General features: G+C 64.6%; 15 protein-coding genes and 1 pseudogene. 7 read left to right on the top strand and 9 right to left on the bottom strand.

Annotation, left to right across the window (positions count from 1 at the left end):
* Positions 1–29 precede the first annotated feature (29 nt).
* The 3 genes from KFO72_RS24180 to KFO72_RS24170 all read right to left on the bottom strand — a co-directional run bounded on the left by KFO72_RS24180 (position 30) and on the right by KFO72_RS24170 (position 3743).
* Complete coding sequence (locus KFO72_RS24180; protein WP_060603708.1) at positions 30–1043, bottom strand: LacI family DNA-binding transcriptional regulator; 1014 nt, start codon at positions 1041–1043, stop codon at positions 30–32.
* A gap of 159 nt (positions 1044–1202) precedes the next feature.
* Positions 1203–2180, bottom strand: a complete 978-nt coding sequence (locus tag KFO72_RS24175) for an SMP-30/gluconolactonase/LRE family protein (RefSeq protein ID WP_225033213.1) — start codon at positions 2178–2180, stop codon at positions 1203–1205.
* Positions 2181–3743: a methyltransferase regulatory domain-containing protein gene (locus tag KFO72_RS24170; RefSeq protein ID WP_225033212.1), complete on the bottom strand. Its 1563-nt coding sequence runs from the start codon at positions 3741–3743 to the stop codon at positions 2181–2183. It lies immediately after the preceding gene.
* A 944-nt stretch (positions 3744–4687) separates the two neighbouring features.
* On the opposite strand from KFO72_RS24170, the gene cobA reads away from it, so the two are divergent.
* Positions 4688–5449 (top strand): uroporphyrinogen-III C-methyltransferase, encoded by a 762-nt coding sequence (cobA, locus tag KFO72_RS24165; protein ID WP_054932678.1) that lies wholly within the window; start codon positions 4688–4690, stop codon positions 5447–5449.
* Positions 5450–5468: 19 nt separating this feature from the next.
* On the opposite strand, the gene KFO72_RS24160 is transcribed toward cobA, so the two are convergent.
* On the bottom strand, positions 5469–6074 hold the full coding sequence (locus KFO72_RS24160; protein ID WP_225033211.1) for a CBS domain-containing protein: 606 nt from the start codon (positions 6072–6074) through the stop codon (positions 5469–5471).
* Positions 6075–6236: 162 nt separating this feature from the next.
* Between KFO72_RS24160 and mnmH the strand changes: the two genes are divergently transcribed.
* Positions 6237–7310 (top strand): tRNA 2-selenouridine(34) synthase MnmH, encoded by a 1074-nt coding sequence (gene mnmH / locus KFO72_RS24155; RefSeq protein WP_225033210.1) that lies wholly within the window; start codon positions 6237–6239, stop codon positions 7308–7310.
* 8 nt (positions 7311–7318) lie between these two features.
* Here the strand turns inward: mnmH and KFO72_RS24150 are convergent, their stop codons facing one another.
* The 3 genes and pseudogenes from KFO72_RS24150 to KFO72_RS24140 form a co-directional block, all read right to left on the bottom strand.
* The gene (locus KFO72_RS24150) at positions 7319–9664 is read right to left on the bottom strand and encodes a bifunctional diguanylate cyclase/phosphodiesterase (protein WP_107200646.1); all 2346 of its coding nucleotides are present in this window, start codon (positions 9662–9664) and stop codon (positions 7319–7321) included.
* A 225-nt stretch (positions 9665–9889) separates the two neighbouring features.
* A pseudogene (locus KFO72_RS24145) lies at positions 9890–10132 on the bottom strand (glutathione S-transferase); the annotation flags it as partial.
* 21 nt (positions 10133–10153) lie between these two features.
* On the bottom strand, positions 10154–10654 hold the full coding sequence (locus KFO72_RS24140; protein WP_225033209.1) for a GNAT family N-acetyltransferase: 501 nt from the start codon (positions 10652–10654) through the stop codon (positions 10154–10156).
* A 238-nt stretch (positions 10655–10892) separates the two neighbouring features.
* On the opposite strand from KFO72_RS24140, the gene KFO72_RS24135 reads away from it, so the two are divergent.
* The 4 genes from KFO72_RS24135 to KFO72_RS24120 all read left to right on the top strand — a co-directional run bounded on the left by KFO72_RS24135 (position 10893) and on the right by KFO72_RS24120 (position 12961).
* On the top strand, positions 10893–11039 hold the full coding sequence (locus tag KFO72_RS24135) for a hypothetical protein (RefSeq protein WP_007745195.1): 147 nt from the start codon (positions 10893–10895) through the stop codon (positions 11037–11039).
* A gap of 13 nt (positions 11040–11052) precedes the next feature.
* Positions 11053–11646: a lysozyme inhibitor LprI family protein gene (locus tag KFO72_RS24130; protein WP_225033208.1), complete on the top strand. Its 594-nt coding sequence runs from the start codon at positions 11053–11055 to the stop codon at positions 11644–11646.
* A 330-nt stretch (positions 11647–11976) separates the two neighbouring features.
* Positions 11977–12324 (top strand): gamma-glutamylcyclotransferase family protein, encoded by a 348-nt coding sequence (locus KFO72_RS24125; protein WP_060603721.1) that lies wholly within the window; start codon positions 11977–11979, stop codon positions 12322–12324.
* Between the two features lie 109 nt (positions 12325–12433).
* Entirely contained in the window at positions 12434–12961 is a 528-nt protein-coding gene (locus tag KFO72_RS24120; RefSeq protein WP_225033207.1) for a hypothetical protein, read from the top strand.
* Between the two features lie 25 nt (positions 12962–12986).
* Here the strand turns inward: KFO72_RS24120 and KFO72_RS24115 are convergent, their stop codons facing one another.
* On the bottom strand, positions 12987–13388 hold the full coding sequence (locus tag KFO72_RS24115; protein WP_225033206.1) for a hypothetical protein: 402 nt from the start codon (positions 13386–13388) through the stop codon (positions 12987–12989).
* A 285-nt stretch (positions 13389–13673) separates the two neighbouring features.
* Positions 13674–15095 carry an aldehyde dehydrogenase family protein gene (locus KFO72_RS24110; protein WP_225033205.1) on the bottom strand — a complete coding sequence of 474 codons (1422 nt, stop codon included), beginning with the start codon at positions 15093–15095 and terminating at the stop codon, positions 13674–13676.
* Between the two features lie 102 nt (positions 15096–15197).
* On the opposite strand from KFO72_RS24110, the gene KFO72_RS24105 reads away from it, so the two are divergent.
* Complete coding sequence (locus KFO72_RS24105) at positions 15198–16103, top strand: LysR family transcriptional regulator (protein ID WP_225033204.1); 906 nt, start codon at positions 15198–15200, stop codon at positions 16101–16103.
* The last annotated feature ends 198 nt before the right edge of the window (positions 16104–16301 follow it).

The raw sequence follows: 16301 nt of genomic DNA, 5'->3' as shown, positions 1-16301 counted from the left end.
CGCGGCACGAAAGGCCGCGACGAGTCGTGTCAGGCGCTTTCGCGCGCGATCACCGTGTAGTCGATTTTCACGCTTTTGCGGGTCGCCGGGCGAGCCGATGCATGCCGCGCGGCACTGTCGCTTTCGGCCAGCGCGGCCAGCAGCGTTTCGCCCGTGCGCGTGCCGATGCCGTAGGCGTCGACGGACACGGTCGTGATGGTGGGCGTGCAGCACGCCGACATTTCGAAATTGCCGAAGCCCGCAATCGCGATGTCGCCGGGTACCGACAGGCCGCGCCGGTGACACTGCATGATCGCGCCGAACGCGGACATGTCGCTCACGCACATCACGGCATCCGTGTCGGGCCATTGCTGCAGCAGCGCTTCGAGCGCGGGCGCGCCGTGGCTCATCGTGATGGGCGACTCGCCCAGCCGCACTACGCGCGGCTCGCCCATGCCCTGCGCCTTCACTTCCTGCAGATAGCCCCTCAGACGCTCCATGCCGCGTCTGTCGAGCTCGCTCGCGCCACCCAGAAAGCCGATGCGCCGATAGCCGCGCCCGGCGAGATAACGCACCATCTCGCGTGCCGCTCTGGCGTTGGAGAAGCCTACGGCCGCGTCGATCGGCGTCGCGGGCAAATCCCACATCTCGACGACGGGCACGCCCGAGCGCACCAGCAGCTCGCGCGTCGCGGGCGTGTGCTGCGCGCCCGTCAACGCGATGCAGCGCGGCTGATGACGCAGCATCGAACGCACCAGCCGTTCTTCGCGTTCGAGGTCGTAGTCGGTGTCGCCGATCAGCAGTTGCAAGCCGTAAGGTTCGAGTGCGGCCGTGAGTCCGCGCACGGTGTCGGAAAAATTGGAACTGGCAAGCGACGGCACCAGCACGGCGGCGAACGCCGAGCGCCCGGAGGACAGCGCGCCCGCCGCAGCGTCCGCGACGTAGCCGAGTTCGTCGATCGCACGCTGCACGCGCTCGCGTGTCGCGGGTGCGACGCCGCGGCCAGCCAGCACGCGCGACACGGTCATCTTCGATACGCCTGCCAGCGCCGCGACGTCGGACATGCGCGGCGGTCCCGCGAGCGTGCTGCGTGTTGGGGATACGCGCCTGGTGGTGCGTGGAGTGCTGGACATGCTGAAGGGGTCGATCGCGTTCGTGGACAGGCGCATATGATAACGGCAGCGCGCACGACCCAACCTTTCGCGACGGATGCGACGCCGCGCTTACTGCGTCACGCGTAGCGCGCTGCGCTTTTCGATCAGACCCGGCACCGATACGCGCATCGCGAACAAGCCGCCCGATTGCGGGTACTGCTCGATCTCTTCAGCAGGACGGCCCTGCCGGGCCGTCGTCACGTAAAGCGTGCGCAGGTCGTCGCCGCCGAACGCGCACATCGTCGGGCAGCGCGCGGGCAGCGGATGTTCTTCGACGACCTTGCCTTCGGGCGAAATGCGCACGACGCGCCCGCCCTCGTACAACGCCGACCAGTAGTAGCCTTCGCTATCCACCGACGCGCCGTCGGGACGCCCGCGATCCGTCGGCGTCGGCTGGAACTTCACCCAGTCTTCGCGCGGCCCGACCTCGCCGCTGTCGATGTCGTACGGATGACGGTAGATCGTGAAGCGCGGCGTATCCGAGTGGTAGCACCAGCGGTAATCGGGGCTGAACGCCATGCCGTTCGACGTCAGCAGGCCCGCGTCCATCTTCGTCAACGCGCCGTTCGCGTAGCGATACAGCGCGGCCGCATCGCCCGCCTTCGGCTCGTCGAGCGTGCCGAGCCAGAAACGTCCGCGCGCGTCGCAACGGCCGTCGTTGAAACGGCTCGTTGCGGGGTTCTCGGCGTTCGCGCACAGCTTGCGCACGACCTGCCCTTTCGCATCGAGCAGAAAGATGCCCGTGCGCATGCCCGCGATGAAGCCATCGTCCTCGGTCAACGAAAAGCAACCGATGTTCTCGGGCATCGGAATCGCGCTGTTCTCGCCTGTCTTCGGATCGAAGCTATTCAGCGCGGGCGCGTTGATATCGACCCACCACAGCTTCGCGCGCCGCTCGTCCCAGCGCGGACATTCTCCAAGCGCGGCGGCGGCGGGCAACACACATTCCAGTGTCTGCATGATGACGATCCTCTGCGTGAGCAACGGGCGCAACGGGCCGCGCGCCTGGTAGGGCGCGCTGGCGAACCAGTCAACAGTAGCAGACATTCACGCGCACAGCAGCGCCAGCACACGGTCCAGTTCCGCTGCGAGCGCTTCGTCGTCGAGCGCATCGACCGCGGATGCCTTGCGGGGAATCGCGAGCGTGCCTTGCGTGACTGCCTGCTTGAGCAACGCAAGCAGCGCCTCGCGCGTCCGGCTGCCGTCGATATGCGGCAACAGGTATTGCGCCACGGGATCGAGCTGGACGGGCTCGTGCCATCCGTTGAAGGTGTGCACGGCCTGGCCTTGCGGCAGGTCGGCGGGATAGTCGCGGGCGGACTGTTCGACGCATGGATTCTCCGCTTGACGCACGTACGGCGCCACCCGATAACGCCCGATGCCCTGAACCACGATCGCGTTGAAGAACGCGACGAGTTGTCCTTCCGTGTCGTTGCCCGCCTCGGCGCTGACAGGCAAGCTCGTCTGCGCCATGCGGTGCAGTTCCTCGAAACCCAGCGTGAAAGGCCATGCCCGCGCGAGCGCATCGGCGGCCAGCTTGGCGACGGGCGTGTCGAACACGACTACGCTGCCATTGGACGCGCCGAATCGCTGCGGCGAATCGTCGATACGCACTTCGCCATCGGCGCATTCCAGTTGCGCGGCCACATGCAATTCGCGCAGCCGTGTGTGCTGCATCTGATAGCTGATATCGCCGGCGCGTTCCTTGTGAACGAGCAGCGAGCGTCGAAACGAGCGGTCGCTGACGAAGTCCAGATACTGTTCGAGCAACACCTGGCTGTGTCCGCATTCGCTGAACAGCAACCGCGCAATCTCGTCGCCGTAGTTGGTCGCGAACATCAGCGGCGGCTCGGCGTCGGCCAGATAGGCGAGGCCGTGCGACTCCGCGCGCGCCGCAAAGTCCTTGAAATAGCAAGGCGCGTTGTTCGGCGACAGGAAGTCGTGGATCACGTAGGCGGCATCGTAGGTCTGAGCCGTTTCCTGGTCCTGTTCGACCGCGCGCGCGAGCACACTGTTGCGCAGCGCGTGCTTGTGCAGAAAATCGAGCATGCCGCGCCCATGCGCGAGACGCGTATGGGCATCGTCCTGCGCATGCGCGCGCAGCAGCATCGCATCGCGCACGATCTCGTGCGCTTTCCAGCCCGGATAGGTCTTGTAGCCAATGTAGACGATACCGTCAGCCGACAGGTTCTCGCGGCAGATGTTCAGGATCGCCTGCTGCACCGCCTCCGGCACCCAACTGTAGACGCCATGACACAGGATGTAGTCGAACTGGCCGAACGTCTTTGTCACCGACATCAGATCCTTCTGGAGCAGTTCGACGTTGCCCAGTTGCAAACGCTCGATACGTCTGCAGCCGTCTTGAACCTGCGTGCTGGAAAGATCGATTCCGACCGCGCGTGCCTGAGGATTGCGCACCGCGAACGGAATGAGATTGCCGCCCGCCGCGCATCCCAGTTCAAGCACGCGCGCCGTGCGCACGTCGGGCGCGGAAAGGCCGAACGCGTAGGCGACTGCCGCCAGATGTTCAGGCGCGCTGTGGTGATAGGGAAACGAGTAATACGGACAATCGTCGTAGTTCTTCTGGATCTGCTGAATGGCGTCTGTCATGGCGGAAGCTGAGTTTCGGCGTGTGTGGACCAAAACCCAGTGTAGGCGCGGCGTACAGACGAATTGTCACAATCCGTCACGATTCACGGACGTCGGCATGCAAGCCGGCGTCATGCCGTTTCAACCGGCGCAGCGTACCGCGCGTGCCGGCCTGTAGCTCTCGCCGCGGCGCCTGTGCGCGCGCGTTGCACGCCGGTCTCTCAAGCGCTCGGGTCGCATGCTCGCGCCGTCACGCGGGCCATCGTCGCCGTGTGCGGGCGGACTCGTCGACGCCTTGTCTCGCACAAAGAAATCGATCAACGTCGAGATGCGCTGTTTCATGTGGTCTCCAGATGCTTGTCGTGCGTCGTCCGTCGTGAGTAAACGCAAACGGCGTCCCGACAGTCCGGTGCGAGACCAGACCGAAGGGACGCCGTTGTCCAATCCGATGTTACGAAGATTTGCCATAGAGCGGCTCATCGTTGATGCCGCGGCGGTTCGGTGATGCAAGCGCTATGCCATATGTGCGGCGATGCGCCCGAGTCCACGCCGGGTGGAGGGTTGCGGACGTCGAGACGTTCCGGCGGGTCACGCCGCGCGTATCAACATGATGCCTTCAGGCACGCTCGTGGTGCGTCGCAGCACTGCGCGAGTGCGGCGAGCGCGAGGCCCACGGACCTGCACGCACGCCGTGCTTTTCCGCATAGAAAGCGTCCAGCGAAGCCAGCCGCGCCTCGCGCGCATGCTATACGCGCCCATCGAAACCACTGGCCTTGTTCTTGCAATAACGTGTTCGCCGGCAAAGGCGCCGGCAACGAATCGAGTGTGGGCACGCAGCGTTGCGCGCCCGCCATGGAAAACAGGCAGGATCAGTCAGGACAGCGGCGTCCCCTTCGTGCATGCACGGACGGGACGCCGTTTTGCATTGGCGGCCAATGATCGACGATCAAACGATGGAGAACAGAATGAACACGGGCAAAGTCACACTCGTCAGCGCAGGACCCGGCGACCTCGATCTGCTGACCTTCAGGGCGGCCAAGGCGATCGCAGCCGCCGACGTGCTGCTGATCGACGACCTCGTGAACGACGAGATCGCCGCGTTGAAAGCGCCGCATGCCCGCGTCGTCAAGGTCGGCAAACGCGGCGGCTGCAAGTCGACGCCGCAAGCGTTCATTCAGCGCCTGATGCGCCGCTACGCACTGCAAGGCAAGCACGTCGTGCGCATCAAGGGCGGCGACGCGCTCTTGTTCGGGCGCGCCGGCGAAGAGATCGCGGACCTGCGGCACGCGGGGATCGACGTCGAGATCGTCAACGGCATCTCGTCGGGTTTCGCGGCGGCGGCCGCGCTAGGCGTGTCGCTCACGCATCGCGATCATTGCCAGGGCGTGATCTTCGTGACCGCGCATCTGCGCGACGGCACCGAGCCCGACTGGGCCACGCTCGCGGCGACGGGCATGACGCTCGCAATCTACATGGGCGCGAGCCGCATCGACAGCATCAGCGAAGCCCTGGGCGAGACGCTCGCGCCCGAGACGCCCGCTGCCGTCGTGCAGTGGGCCGGCACGTCGCGCGAGAAGCGGGTCTGCGCGCCGCTGCGCGACATCGCGGCGCGTGCGGCGGCGCAACAGATTGCCAGCCCGGCCGTGATCCTGGTGGGCGGCGCGATCGGCGAAGCGATCGGGCAACTGGCCGCGCGCGGCGAACCGCTGCGCCGCCTGAGCGCGTGAGGCCGGATAAACGGCGGGCTTACACGCTGTCCGGATGGCCGAGCATGAGCTTGACGATATCGGCCTGAGTCAGCATGCCGACGACGCGCCCGTCCTCATCCACGACGGGCAGATGATGATGGCCGTTCTTCGTGAAGAGCGGGATGACTTCCGTGAGCGGCGCCGTTGCGTCGACGTACTGTGCATGGCTCGACATCACGGTCGTGACGGGCCATTCGCGCCTTTCGCTGTCGGGTGCGATGGTGTCGGAAGCGAGCTTGAGAAAAGGCAGGACTTCGTCCAGCGGTTGCAGATCGACGTGCGTGACGACGCCTTTGAGGCGCCCTTCGGCACCGACCACGGGCAGCAGCTTGATATGGTGCGCGTCCAGCGCCGCCAGCGCGCCGCCGATGCTTTCATTGACGGTCACCGTGACGGGCGGCTTGCGCATCACATCCGCGCACGTGAGCCGCAGCAGATCGTGCAGATACGCCTGCCGGCGCAGTTCGTCCAGCAGTTCCCGCCGTTCGTCCTGCCGCGCCAACGCCCGGTGTTCGCCGTCGCCCGATTCACCGTTGCCGTGGTCGAGTCCCCTATGGTGCCGCTGGGTTCCGAAACACCAGTGCAATACCGACGAAATCGACATGTTGCGCCTCCACACCATCAGCTTACATCGCTTTCCGTGACTTTACATCATAACGTGAGGTATTCGCTTGCGACGGCCCGTCGCGGGCGGGAACGGGAAAGACAGCCCGGCATGCGATAATCGTTCCGTACGCCGCGCCGCGGCGGCCTCTTGCTTCAGCCCTTGAAATCGCTTCTCGTCACGCTCGACCAGATCGCGGAATTCGATGAAATCGTCGACGTCCGCACGCCACTCGAATTCGCCGAGGACCACATTCCCGGCGCCATCAACGCGCCCGTACTGTCGAACGAGGAGCGCGTCATCATCGGCACGATGTACGCGCAGGTGTCGCCGTTCGAGGCGACCCGGCAAGGCGCGGCGATGGTGTCGCGCAACATCGCCGCGCATCTGGAAACGACCTTCGCGGACCGCCCGCGCAACTGGCGTCCGCTGATCTATTGCTGGCGCGGCGGCAAGCGTTCCGGGTCGATGGCGACGTGGTTGAATCTGATCGGCTGGCGCGCGCGGCAACTGGACGGCGGCTACAAGACCTACCGGTGCAAGGTGGTTGAACTGCTCGATACGCTGCCACGGCAATTCAGCTATATCGTGCTCGCGGGCCACACGGGCAGCGGCAAGACACGTCTGCTGAATGCGCTCGCCAGGGCCGATGCGCAGACCCTCGACCTCGAAGCGCTCGCCGCGCATCGCGGCTCGATTCTCGGCACGCTGCCCAACGAGCCGCAACCCACGCAGAAAGCATTCGATACCGCGCTCGTCGGCGCGTTGCGCCGTTTCGATCCGAAACGGCCCGTGTTCGTCGAAGCGGAAAGCCGCCGTATCGGGTCCATCGCGTTGCCCGCTTCATTGACGGAACAGATTCGTCGCGGCTCGTGTGTCGCCGTGGTCACGGAGCGCGACGAGCGTATCCGCCTGCTGCTCGAGGACTACGCGCATCTGTTCGACGACCGTGCGCTCTTCAAGTCGCAACTCGCGCGGCTCGTCGAATTGCATGGGCGTGCGCGAATCGGCGAATGGCACAAGCTGATCGACGAAGACCGCCGTGTCGAGCTATTCGAGCAGCTGATCGATCTGCACTACGACCCCGCGTATGCGCGCAGCACGGGCAAGCATTTTGCGCGGCTGCCCGAATCGACGCGTTTCGCGCTGCGGCCCACGGGCGCCGATCTCCATGAACAGGCCTGCGCACTGCTCGCCCAGCTGCATTCAGCCAGCAACGAGATAGCTCTGCCCTAACCCGTCCATCACCAATGCTCAGCCGTCGGCCACGGCAGACGCTGCAGCGACCAGTCCAGCTCCGCGCCGACCACGCAGCGCCCCACGGCGGACTGCAACGCGACAGTCACGGCAATGCACGGCCTGCCGCTCGCCAGCGACAGATACGGGCTGCTCGTGATGGGTACGCCCGGCCGCAGCACGGCATTGCGGAAATACGGCCGGTGGTCCCAGCGCGCATCGCGCGGATTCGCGACGGGATGCAATGACCCGCCGTCGATGCCGGACGCCCTGCCCGGCACCTCATGCCCGATTTGCCGGCCCGTATCGTCGAGCACGAAGCAGCTGATGCACAGCTCCAATTGCGCGAGATCATAGAACGCGTCGTTGAGCGGCACGCCCTTGAGCCACGCATCGACGCCCGCGTCGAGCGCCTGCCGGTACGGCCGCACTTCCGATTCGAACAACGCATGCTGATGCGCGCGCCCTTCGGCGATCACGTCGAACGCGTGATCGATGCGCCGGTGCACCGCATCGGGCGGCGTAACGGACGGCGCAGGGCGGCCGAGCAAATAGCCTTGCGCGAAATCGACATTCGATTCGACGGCGAGTATCAGCTGCTCAGTGGTCTCCACGCCTTCGACCACGACCAGCATGCCCGCCTGATGCAGCAGCGAGACGAGCTTCGGCAGGATCGGCTGATCCGCACCCGGGCTTTTGGCGCGGATCAGTTCGCCGTCCAGCTTCACGAGGTCGGGCCGGATACGCAGCAGCCGGTCGAGGTTCGAATGGCCTGCGCCGAAATCGTCGACGGCGATCAGGAAGCCGTGATCGCGATATTGACCCGCCGCGCGCGACATATCGTCGACGCTGCCGCCATGCGACTCCAGCAGTTCGAGCACCACGCGCTCGGACGGAATGCCCGCCGAGCGCGCGATCTGTGCGAGTTGATCGGGATAGCCGTCGGCGACGAAGGTCGCGGGCAGGATGTTCAGGAAGACCCACGCGTCGTCCGGTATCAGGCGGCGCGCATTGCTGAGATGCAGCACGTGGCTGGTGCGGTCCAGCTCGCCCTGATCGGTGAAGGGCTTCGGGGAAAACAGCTCGACGGGCGGCACCTGCGCGCCGTCCTCGCGCTCGCCGCGCAACAAGGCCTCGAAGCCGACCTGCTTCTGATGCGACAGGCTATAGAGCGGCTGGAAATGCGAGGTCAGCCAGAAGTCGTCCCATTGCTGGCGAATCGGCTGCGACGCCGTATCGCCGTCGGCGTGGACGTGCGTCCACGTCAGGCGCACCGGGTCGACGAGCGTCGCGCGTTCCGCGCACACGCGGTTGCGTCCCGAATACTTCGCGCGCAGCAGCGCCTCGTCCGCGCGGTCGAGCAGCGCCATCACGCTTTCGCCCGGCCGGTATTCCGCCACGCCGAAGCTTGCGCTCAACTGGCCATCGGGACGCGCGACGCGCCCGATCGCCGCGCGCAGCGTTTCGGCCAGATGCGCGGCGGGACGCAACGCCGCGTCGTGCAACAGCGCAAACTCTTCGCCGCCGATACGGCTCACGATATCGGCCGCCGCCGTCAGTTCCTTCAGCACGCGCGCCACGTCCGACAGCGCCTGATCGCCGACCGCATGGCCGAACTGGTCATTGAGCGACTTGAAGTAGTCGATGTCGAGAAAGATCGCGCTGACCTTCGCGCCGCTATCCAGCTTGGACAGACGCATCGCCGCCTGCTCCAGAAACGCGCGGCGGTTTTGCAGGCCTGTCAGCGGATCGGTGGCGGCGAGGCGGGCGAGCCGGTCTTCCAGCAAAAAGTGATTGCGCCGGAACCAGTAGAAACCAAAGTGGAACACGGCCGAGGTCGGCACCGCGATCAGTATCCACATCCAGCACACGACGCTGGTGTTGCCGTGCGGGTCGGGCAGGTTCAGCAACAGCGGCGTGCCCGCGGCGTAGAACAGCGCGGTGCCGATGCAGAAGTGCGCAGGCGTGAGCCACAGCGGCGCGGCGCAGACGGAGATCACCACGATCGCAGGCAGCGCCCACAACAGCGGCTCTTCGAGCCCGACCACATTCAACGCGAGCCCCGCCAGCAGGACGAGCGTGTACGCCACGCCGATGCCGCCGAATACCGACGTGCGCCGGGTCCGGGGAATCGCGGCGACCAGCAGCGCAAGCACGATCGCGCACGCGAGCCGCCACACGAGCGGCACGGCCGGTCCGGAGACGAGACTGCGCGCGCAAGCGAAGGCGATGAACGCGACGACGGTAAACGCCATCGTCACGGTCGAAAGGGGTCGCTGATGTTCCAGCGAACGTCGGTGAAACCGGCTTCTAAATCCGGCGTCGGACGTCTGTTCCGTCGGGGAGAAAAGCATTGTCAACTCAGGCCAGTTTCGGTCACTCTGCCGATGTATAACGGCAGCAAACGCCTGAGGTTAATACTTCACATCGATTCGCACAGTCGGGCAGTCAATGCCAGCCGGCCCGCTTTACCTGACATTTGACGTTTGCGGTCGCGGGCAGCTTGCATTCGATGCAATTCATGTCGCGAACGCAACCGCCTATTCCCTTTATGTGGGAAATGAATCGCGGCCCGTGCGTCAAAGAGACAGCCGCTGCAACTGGACCCAGCGTTGCACCGACGGCCTTTGCCATTGATGCCGCGCGTAATCGGCGAGATGTTCCGGCACGTCGTCGCCGTTCAGCACGAGGCGGTTGAGCATCAGCGCGAGGTCGAGATCGGCGATACACCATTCATCGAACAGAGACTGTGCGCCTGGCGAGAGAAGCAGTGAGTTGGCCGACGACATGGATTCCTTGCACGTGTGTTCGATGAACGTTCGCGGCGCGCGCCGTCTTGCGCTTCAGAGCACGAGTTCGAGAAAGCGCGTACCGGGAACGGGATTCGCGTAGTACGGAGAGGTCTCTGCAAAACCCAAACGCTCGTAGAGCATTTGCGCGAAAGCCGTTTGAGGTACGGAATCTAGCACGAGCTTTGCAAAGCCGAGCGACTTCGCCTTGTCGATCAATGCATGCATGAGTTTCTCGCCGAGCGCGGACCCACGGTATGCTGGCCGCACGTAAAGCCGCTTCACTTCGGCGACCTCATCCGAATGACGCAGCAGTCCGACGCAGCCCGCTATCTCCGTCGGAACTTCCGCGATCAGGAACATACCCGAAGGCAACGTATACGTTTGTTCGAACGATTGCATCTCTTGTTCGAAGCCGCGATACGACAGGTCCATAGCGAGCCATCTCACGTATTCGCGAACGATCGCGACGAGCGGCGCAGTATCGCTGGGGAACGTCGCTTCGCGAATCTCGGGAAGCACCCGAGGTCTGGTTACGGTGGTGGAAGTGGTCATGTCGCCCTCACGCTGAATACCCGGATCTACCGTACGGAACCCAGCGTATCGCGCGCGGCGGCGCACAGTCTTGAACGTTTGTGCGCGCTCCGCTCCCGCTCGGCGCGCCATGTCTTCCATATCCTGACGCGTGCGCAATTTCTCGTAAGCAACCGGCTTTATCGCCCGTTGCTCGCCCGAATGCGTACGCGCACGGCACCTATGCTTGCAGATCGAGACTATCTGCATCGAGGGGCCAATGCGCTTTACCACTGCTTCCATCCTGCTCGCGGCCATCCTGTGTCTGCAAGGATGCGCGACATCGCTTCAGACCTTCATGCTCGGCGGCCTGGTCGGCGCGGCAGCGGGCATCAGCGCAGTCACATGCGTTGTCGTGTGTCACTAGCCATCCGCATACGATGAAGCTCAACCGATACACCGTAGCCGCGCTCGGCCTGCTGGCGATGACCAGCGCGCATGCCACCAGCTTCAATTGCGCAAAGGCGCATTCGCCAGCCGAGACGCTGATCTGCCACGACGACGGTCTGTCGCGAGCAGACGACGAACTCGGCAAGCTGTTCAAGCTCGCACAGCGCCAGGCCGCCGACCGTCGCGCGTACAGAAAAGACAGCGACAGCAAATGGGCGTGGCGCGAAGAGAACTGCAGGGATGTCGCGTGCCTGAGCGACTGGTACTCGACGCGCATCGAAGAGATTCGCGAGCAGTTGCACAAGCCTTCGCCGGACGAACCGCGCGCGCCGCGGCCCGTCGACACGGATCTGGCCGCCGTGAGCCAGCCCGCGGACAAGCCGAAGCCATTCGAATCGCAGGCACTCGGCCGCGAAGTCCAGCAATGCACGGCCACGACGCAAGATCTCGTGCCGCCCGTGCAATGCGATAACGTGCTGGGCAAACGCGCGCAATGGCAAGCGCGTGAGCCGTCTTCCGATGGCTGGTTTTGCGGCGTGGCGATGATCGCGGCGCCTTCCGCCGACACCAGCGCGTCGCAATAGGAAGCGCGTCGAGAGCGGTAACGGGAAAGAAACGAAGCGCTAAAAAAACAGCTCGAACGCCAGAATGTTCGGGCTGTTTTAGTTACACCCGGAACGAAGTCAGAGCAACATCAGCGCGCAGTAAAGAAGCGCCCGCCCGCATCCAGCTTTTTGCTGAACACACACTCCAATCGAAGCCAACCGACCCGGCGTATCCACCGCGCGCCTGATAGTCGAGGGAGAGTTTTCGCTTCCCGCGTTTTTGCGACGGGCTGTTGCGCGACGGTCGCGCGCGTGTATCACGCCGCGACGGTAGACTTTCCTTTTTCGAATCGAATCGAGGAGCGCCACTTGAACACCCCCGGCATCGTTTATCTGTTCTCGTACGGCACGCTGCAGGATCGCAACGTACAGATTTCCAGCTTCGGCCGCGAGCTCGCGGGCCGTCCCGATTCATTGCCAGGCTATGCGCAGACGCTGCTTGCCATCGGCGATCCTAAGGTCGTGGAGATCAGCGGCAAGACTCATCATCCCGTGGTGCGACCCAGCGCCAATCCCGCCGACGAAGTGGCGGGCACGGTCTTCGAAATCACCCAGCAGGAGCTACTCGCCGCCGATGAATACGAGGTGTCGGACTACAAGCGCGTGCTCGTCACGCTGAAGTCCGGCATCGATGCGTGGGTGTACATCGCCGCATGACGTGCGCGCCCGGCTTGCTTACCGGGCCTTACGAGGCCTCAAGTTGCGCGCGCGACTGGACGTTAGCACCGTCAGTGCAACTGGAATTCGCGACTGAAGGAGGCGAGCAATGGTAAGCAGTGTCGGATATGGGACGGCGACGACGCCGTCGACGCAACTCGCTTCCGTGTCCGGCGAAGCATCGGCGCAAGCCGCGCAGTCCGCGGTGAACAATGTGATCGGCGCCGCGCAAAAGCAGAACGAAGGGAAGCAGAACACTGCGACGAAACCTGCGCAACCGGGCGTCACGGTCAGCATTTCGCCCGAAGGCGCGGCGGCGGCTTCGCGTGTGCAGGCTACGGATCAGGCGACGGCATCCACTGACGCAGGCACGGACAACACACAAACGGAAGCGGACAACGGCACGCCGGACTCGGCCGTTACCGATAGCGACATCGACGACCCCACCGCAACGGACGATACGGGCAGCACGGAAGCCAATCCCGCGAACGTCTCGCCGGTGAAGGCATTCGCCTATGGCGCATTGGGACTGGAGCGGCCGGACCAGCCGCACGACGAGCGCAACGGCTTCTACACCGCAGGCAAGTGGCTCGCGGCAGGGCTGACAATCGGAGGATTGATCTCGCTGCTCGCGTGATGCGGGCAGCGAGCAGGGACATGCTTCAGCGCTTTGGCCGCAGCACAGCTTGCTTGTCGAGCGTGTCGATATCTTCATCGAGGCTCTTGCGGATCGTGTCGATCGCCTGATCGACGTTGGCGGGCTTCAGCTGGTTGCGCGCCAACGCGACATACACGTAATGACGCAATGCCGGATCGTGCGTCTTCGACAGCACGTCGTGATAAACCGCAATCATCTCGGCATCGCGCCCGCTCATGTCATAGAGACGCTGTAGATGCTCGAGATCGTTGATCGCCGCGAAGCCCGGACCATGCGGCGGCGGGCCGTCATGCGCGGTGCCGTCGTGCGGCGGCGGAAAATCGGACGAAGGCGGCACTTGCGCGTGAGCGGCGCAGGTCAGCGCGACCAGCGCGGCGAGAAGAGAAATGCGTTTGAGCGAGATCATGGCGATCGGCAGAACGGCGGCTGCCGTTGCAGTAATGAAGATGCCGAAACGATAACAACGCGTCCCACGCGATGGGAGGCTCGCCGCTAAGGGCTCGCTTACGCAGGCTTTCACGTATCACATGCGTGCTGGCTCGATCGCGTGCGTCGACGGGCGGCGCGCGCCGTCCGGGCTCGGCGCATGGGGATCGTCCTACGCTAACACGCGCGAGCAAAAGAAAGGCGGTGAAAGACACCCGGTCCTTCACCGCCGCGCTCGATGCGTCACGACTCGCTCACAGCACGCTCACAGCACGCCGAGCAACGCCTTCGGCTCGAGAAACGCTTCGATGCCATATGTGCCGTATTCGCGGCCGATACCCGACTGCTTGAATCCGCCGAACGGCGCAGCCGGCTCATGCGCCAGCGTGTTGACGAGCACGCGTCCCGCCTCGATGCGCGACGCCACTTCGTGCGCGCGCGCCCTGTCCTGCCCGAACACGTACGCCTGCAAGCCGTAGTGGGTGTCGTTGGCGATCCTGATCGCCTCTTCCGTGTCGCCGTACGCGATGATCGACAGCACCGGCCCGAAGATTTCCTCGCGCGCGATCGTCATGTCGTTGGTCACGTCGCTGAAGACGGTCGGCCGCACGAACCAGCCGGCATCGAGCCCGTCGGGACGCCCTTCGCCGCCCGCGACCAGCCGCGCGCCTTCGTCAATGCCGATGCCGATATAGCGCTGCACGCGCTCCCATTGCTTCTGGCTGACCATCGGCCCGACGGTGGTGCGCGGATCGCGCGGATCGCCCGATTGCGTCAACGCCACTTCGTCGCGCACGCGCGCCTCGAACTCAGCGAGACGCTGGCGCGGCACCAGAATGCGCGTACCCGCGATGCATGCCTGCCCGCTGTTCATGAAGCCTGCGTTGATCGCGAGCGGCACGGCCTGCTCGAAGTCCGCGTCCTCGAGCACGATGGCGGGCGACTTGCCGCCCAGTTCGAGCGTCACGCGCTTGAGCGTATCGGCGCCCGTGCGCAGGATCGTCTTGCCGACCGCCGTCGATCCCGTGAACGAAATCTTCGCGACATCCGGATGCGAGCTGATCTGCGCGCCGACGGAATCGCCGCGCCCCGTCACGATGTTGAACACGCCGGGCGGCAGATCCGCCTCGTGCAGCGCCTGCGTGACGATCTGCGTCTGCAGCGCGCTCATTTCGCTCGGCTTGATGACTGTCGTGCAGCCCGCCGCCAGCGCGGCCGCGAGCTTGCCGCAGATGAAGCCCGCATTGCTGTTCCACGGCGTGATCAGCCCCGCGACGCCAAGCGGCTGCATCACGACTTCCGCGCTGCCCGCGCGGCGCGTGAACTCGTACTGCTCCAGCACCTTCGCCGCTTCGATCAGCACATTGCTCGCGTGCTGCGCCATCCAGCGGCCGCGCGACACGGGCGCGCCGTACTCTTCGACGATCGCTTCGTAGAGCTCGTCCTCTTTCGCGACGACGGCGGCATGCATGCGCCTGAGCATGTCGATGCGCGCGCGTTTGCTGGTGCGCGAAAACGCCGGGAACGCGCGCTTCGCTGCCGCGATTGCATCGCGTGCATCCTTTGCGTCCGCGAGACGCACACGGCCGATCACGCGCTCGGTCGCGGGGTTGAAAAGGTCGAACCATTCGTCGCCGTGCGGCGTGACGAACGCGCCGTCGATATAGATCCTGTCGATTGTGTGCATCTGCGTATCCCGTGACTTGCCTTCAGTGCCATAAAGATAGCGGCGCCTGATTGACGCGACTAGCCGTACAATCAGACATGACCTATTGAGCAAAACAGGATAATGAAGACGACCGGCCTGAGCGAACTCGAAGCGGTGCTAGCTGTTGCGCGTCACCGGAGCTTCCGCGCCGCCGCCAACGAGATGGGCGTCTCGACGTCGGCACTGAGCCATTCTGTGGCGGCGCTCGAAGCGCGCATCGGCGTGCGGCTCTTCAATCGCACGACGCGCAGTGTGTCGTTGTCGGAGGCGGGGGCGCAGTTTGTCGACAGTGTGGCGCCCGCGTTGTCGACGATTCGCGTCGCGCTGGAGCAGGCGGGCAGCTTTCGCGACACGCCGAGCGGCACCTTGCGGATCAACACGGCCGTGGGGGCGGCGCATCAGGCGATGCCTGTTTTCATAGCGTTCCTCGCGCGCTATCCGGAGATGAAGCTGGATATCGTGACGGAGGGGCGGCTGATCGACATCGTGATCGAGGGGTTCGATGCGGGGATCCGGCTCGCGGAGACGGTGCCGCAGGACATGATTGCGGTGCCGTTCGGGGATAAGCAGCGGTTTGCCGTGGTCGGCAGTCCGGCGTATTTTGCGCGGCATCGGCCGCCGCGTACGCCTGACGAGTTGAGTCAGCATCGTTGTATTCGGACTCGGATGCCGAGTGGCACGATTTATCAATGGGAGTTCGAGCGGCATGGGGAGACGGTGCGGATCGATGGCAAGGGTGCGTTGACCCTTGATGAATCCGGGTTAATGTTGAGCGCTGCGCGGGCTGGGGTTGGGCTGACTTATCTGTCCGAGTGGACGGTCGCTGAGGATCTTCAGGCGGGGACGCTGGTTCGCGTGCTGGAGGATTGGACGCCGCCGCTGGATGGGTTGTGTCTTTATTATCCTGGGCGCAAGCATGTGCCCGCTGGGTTGAGGGCGCTTATTGCCATGGTTCGGGAATCGGCGGAGTTGCGGAGGGAGGGGTAGGGGTTGGGGTTAGGGTTGGCTGGCGACGCCGTTTGGGGTTTTCGGCGTTTGCGCTGGCATCCGCGATTTGCCTTCGTGGGTCGTGCTGCGCCGGTCGGTGTTTTCGGCCTTTGCGATGGCATCCGCCAATTGTTAGCTCGCTCCAGGCGTCGCCCCTGTGCGGGGCGGCACCTACTTTTCTTTGCCGCCGCAAAGAAA

Source organism: Paraburkholderia sp. XV (assembly GCF_020177535.1).
GTDB classification, from domain to species: Bacteria; Pseudomonadota; Gammaproteobacteria; order Burkholderiales; family Burkholderiaceae; genus Paraburkholderia; species Paraburkholderia caribensis.
This window is presented reverse-complemented; position numbering and strand designations above follow the sequence as displayed.

Excerpts from the sequence above, each read along its gene's own strand:
- KFO72_RS24175 (WP_225033213.1), bottom strand. The coding sequence starts at position 2,180 with ATGTCTGCTACTGTTGACTGGTTCGCCAGCGCGCCCTACCAGGCGCGC.
- KFO72_RS24170 (WP_225033212.1), bottom strand. The coding sequence starts at position 3,743 with ATGACAGACGCCATTCAGCAGATCCAGAAGAACTACGACGATTGTCCG.
- KFO72_RS24110 (WP_225033205.1), bottom strand. The coding sequence starts at position 15,095 with ATGCACACAATCGACAGGATCTATATCGACGGCGCGTTCGTCACGCCG.
- KFO72_RS24130 (WP_225033208.1), top strand. The coding sequence starts at position 11,053 with ATGAAGCTCAACCGATACACCGTAGCCGCGCTCGGCCTGCTGGCGATG.
- cobA (WP_054932678.1), top strand. The coding sequence starts at position 4,688 with ATGAACACGGGCAAAGTCACACTCGTCAGCGCAGGACCCGGCGACCTC.
- KFO72_RS24135 (WP_007745195.1), top strand. The coding sequence starts at position 10,893 with ATGCGCTTTACCACTGCTTCCATCCTGCTCGCGGCCATCCTGTGTCTG.
- KFO72_RS24105 (WP_225033204.1), top strand. The coding sequence starts at position 15,198 with ATGAAGACGACCGGCCTGAGCGAACTCGAAGCGGTGCTAGCTGTTGCG.
- KFO72_RS24120 (WP_225033207.1), top strand. The coding sequence starts at position 12,434 with ATGGTAAGCAGTGTCGGATATGGGACGGCGACGACGCCGTCGACGCAA.
- KFO72_RS24150 (WP_107200646.1), bottom strand. The coding sequence starts at position 9,664 with ATGCTTTTCTCCCCGACGGAACAGACGTCCGACGCCGGATTTAGAAGC.
- KFO72_RS24180 (WP_060603708.1), bottom strand. The coding sequence starts at position 1,043 with ATGTCCGACGTCGCGGCGCTGGCAGGCGTATCGAAGATGACCGTGTCG.
- KFO72_RS24160 (WP_225033211.1), bottom strand. The coding sequence starts at position 6,074 with ATGTCGATTTCGTCGGTATTGCACTGGTGTTTCGGAACCCAGCGGCAC.
- KFO72_RS24115 (WP_225033206.1), bottom strand. The coding sequence starts at position 13,388 with ATGATCTCGCTCAAACGCATTTCTCTTCTCGCCGCGCTGGTCGCGCTG.
- KFO72_RS24140 (WP_225033209.1), bottom strand. The coding sequence starts at position 10,654 with ATGACCACTTCCACCACCGTAACCAGACCTCGGGTGCTTCCCGAGATT.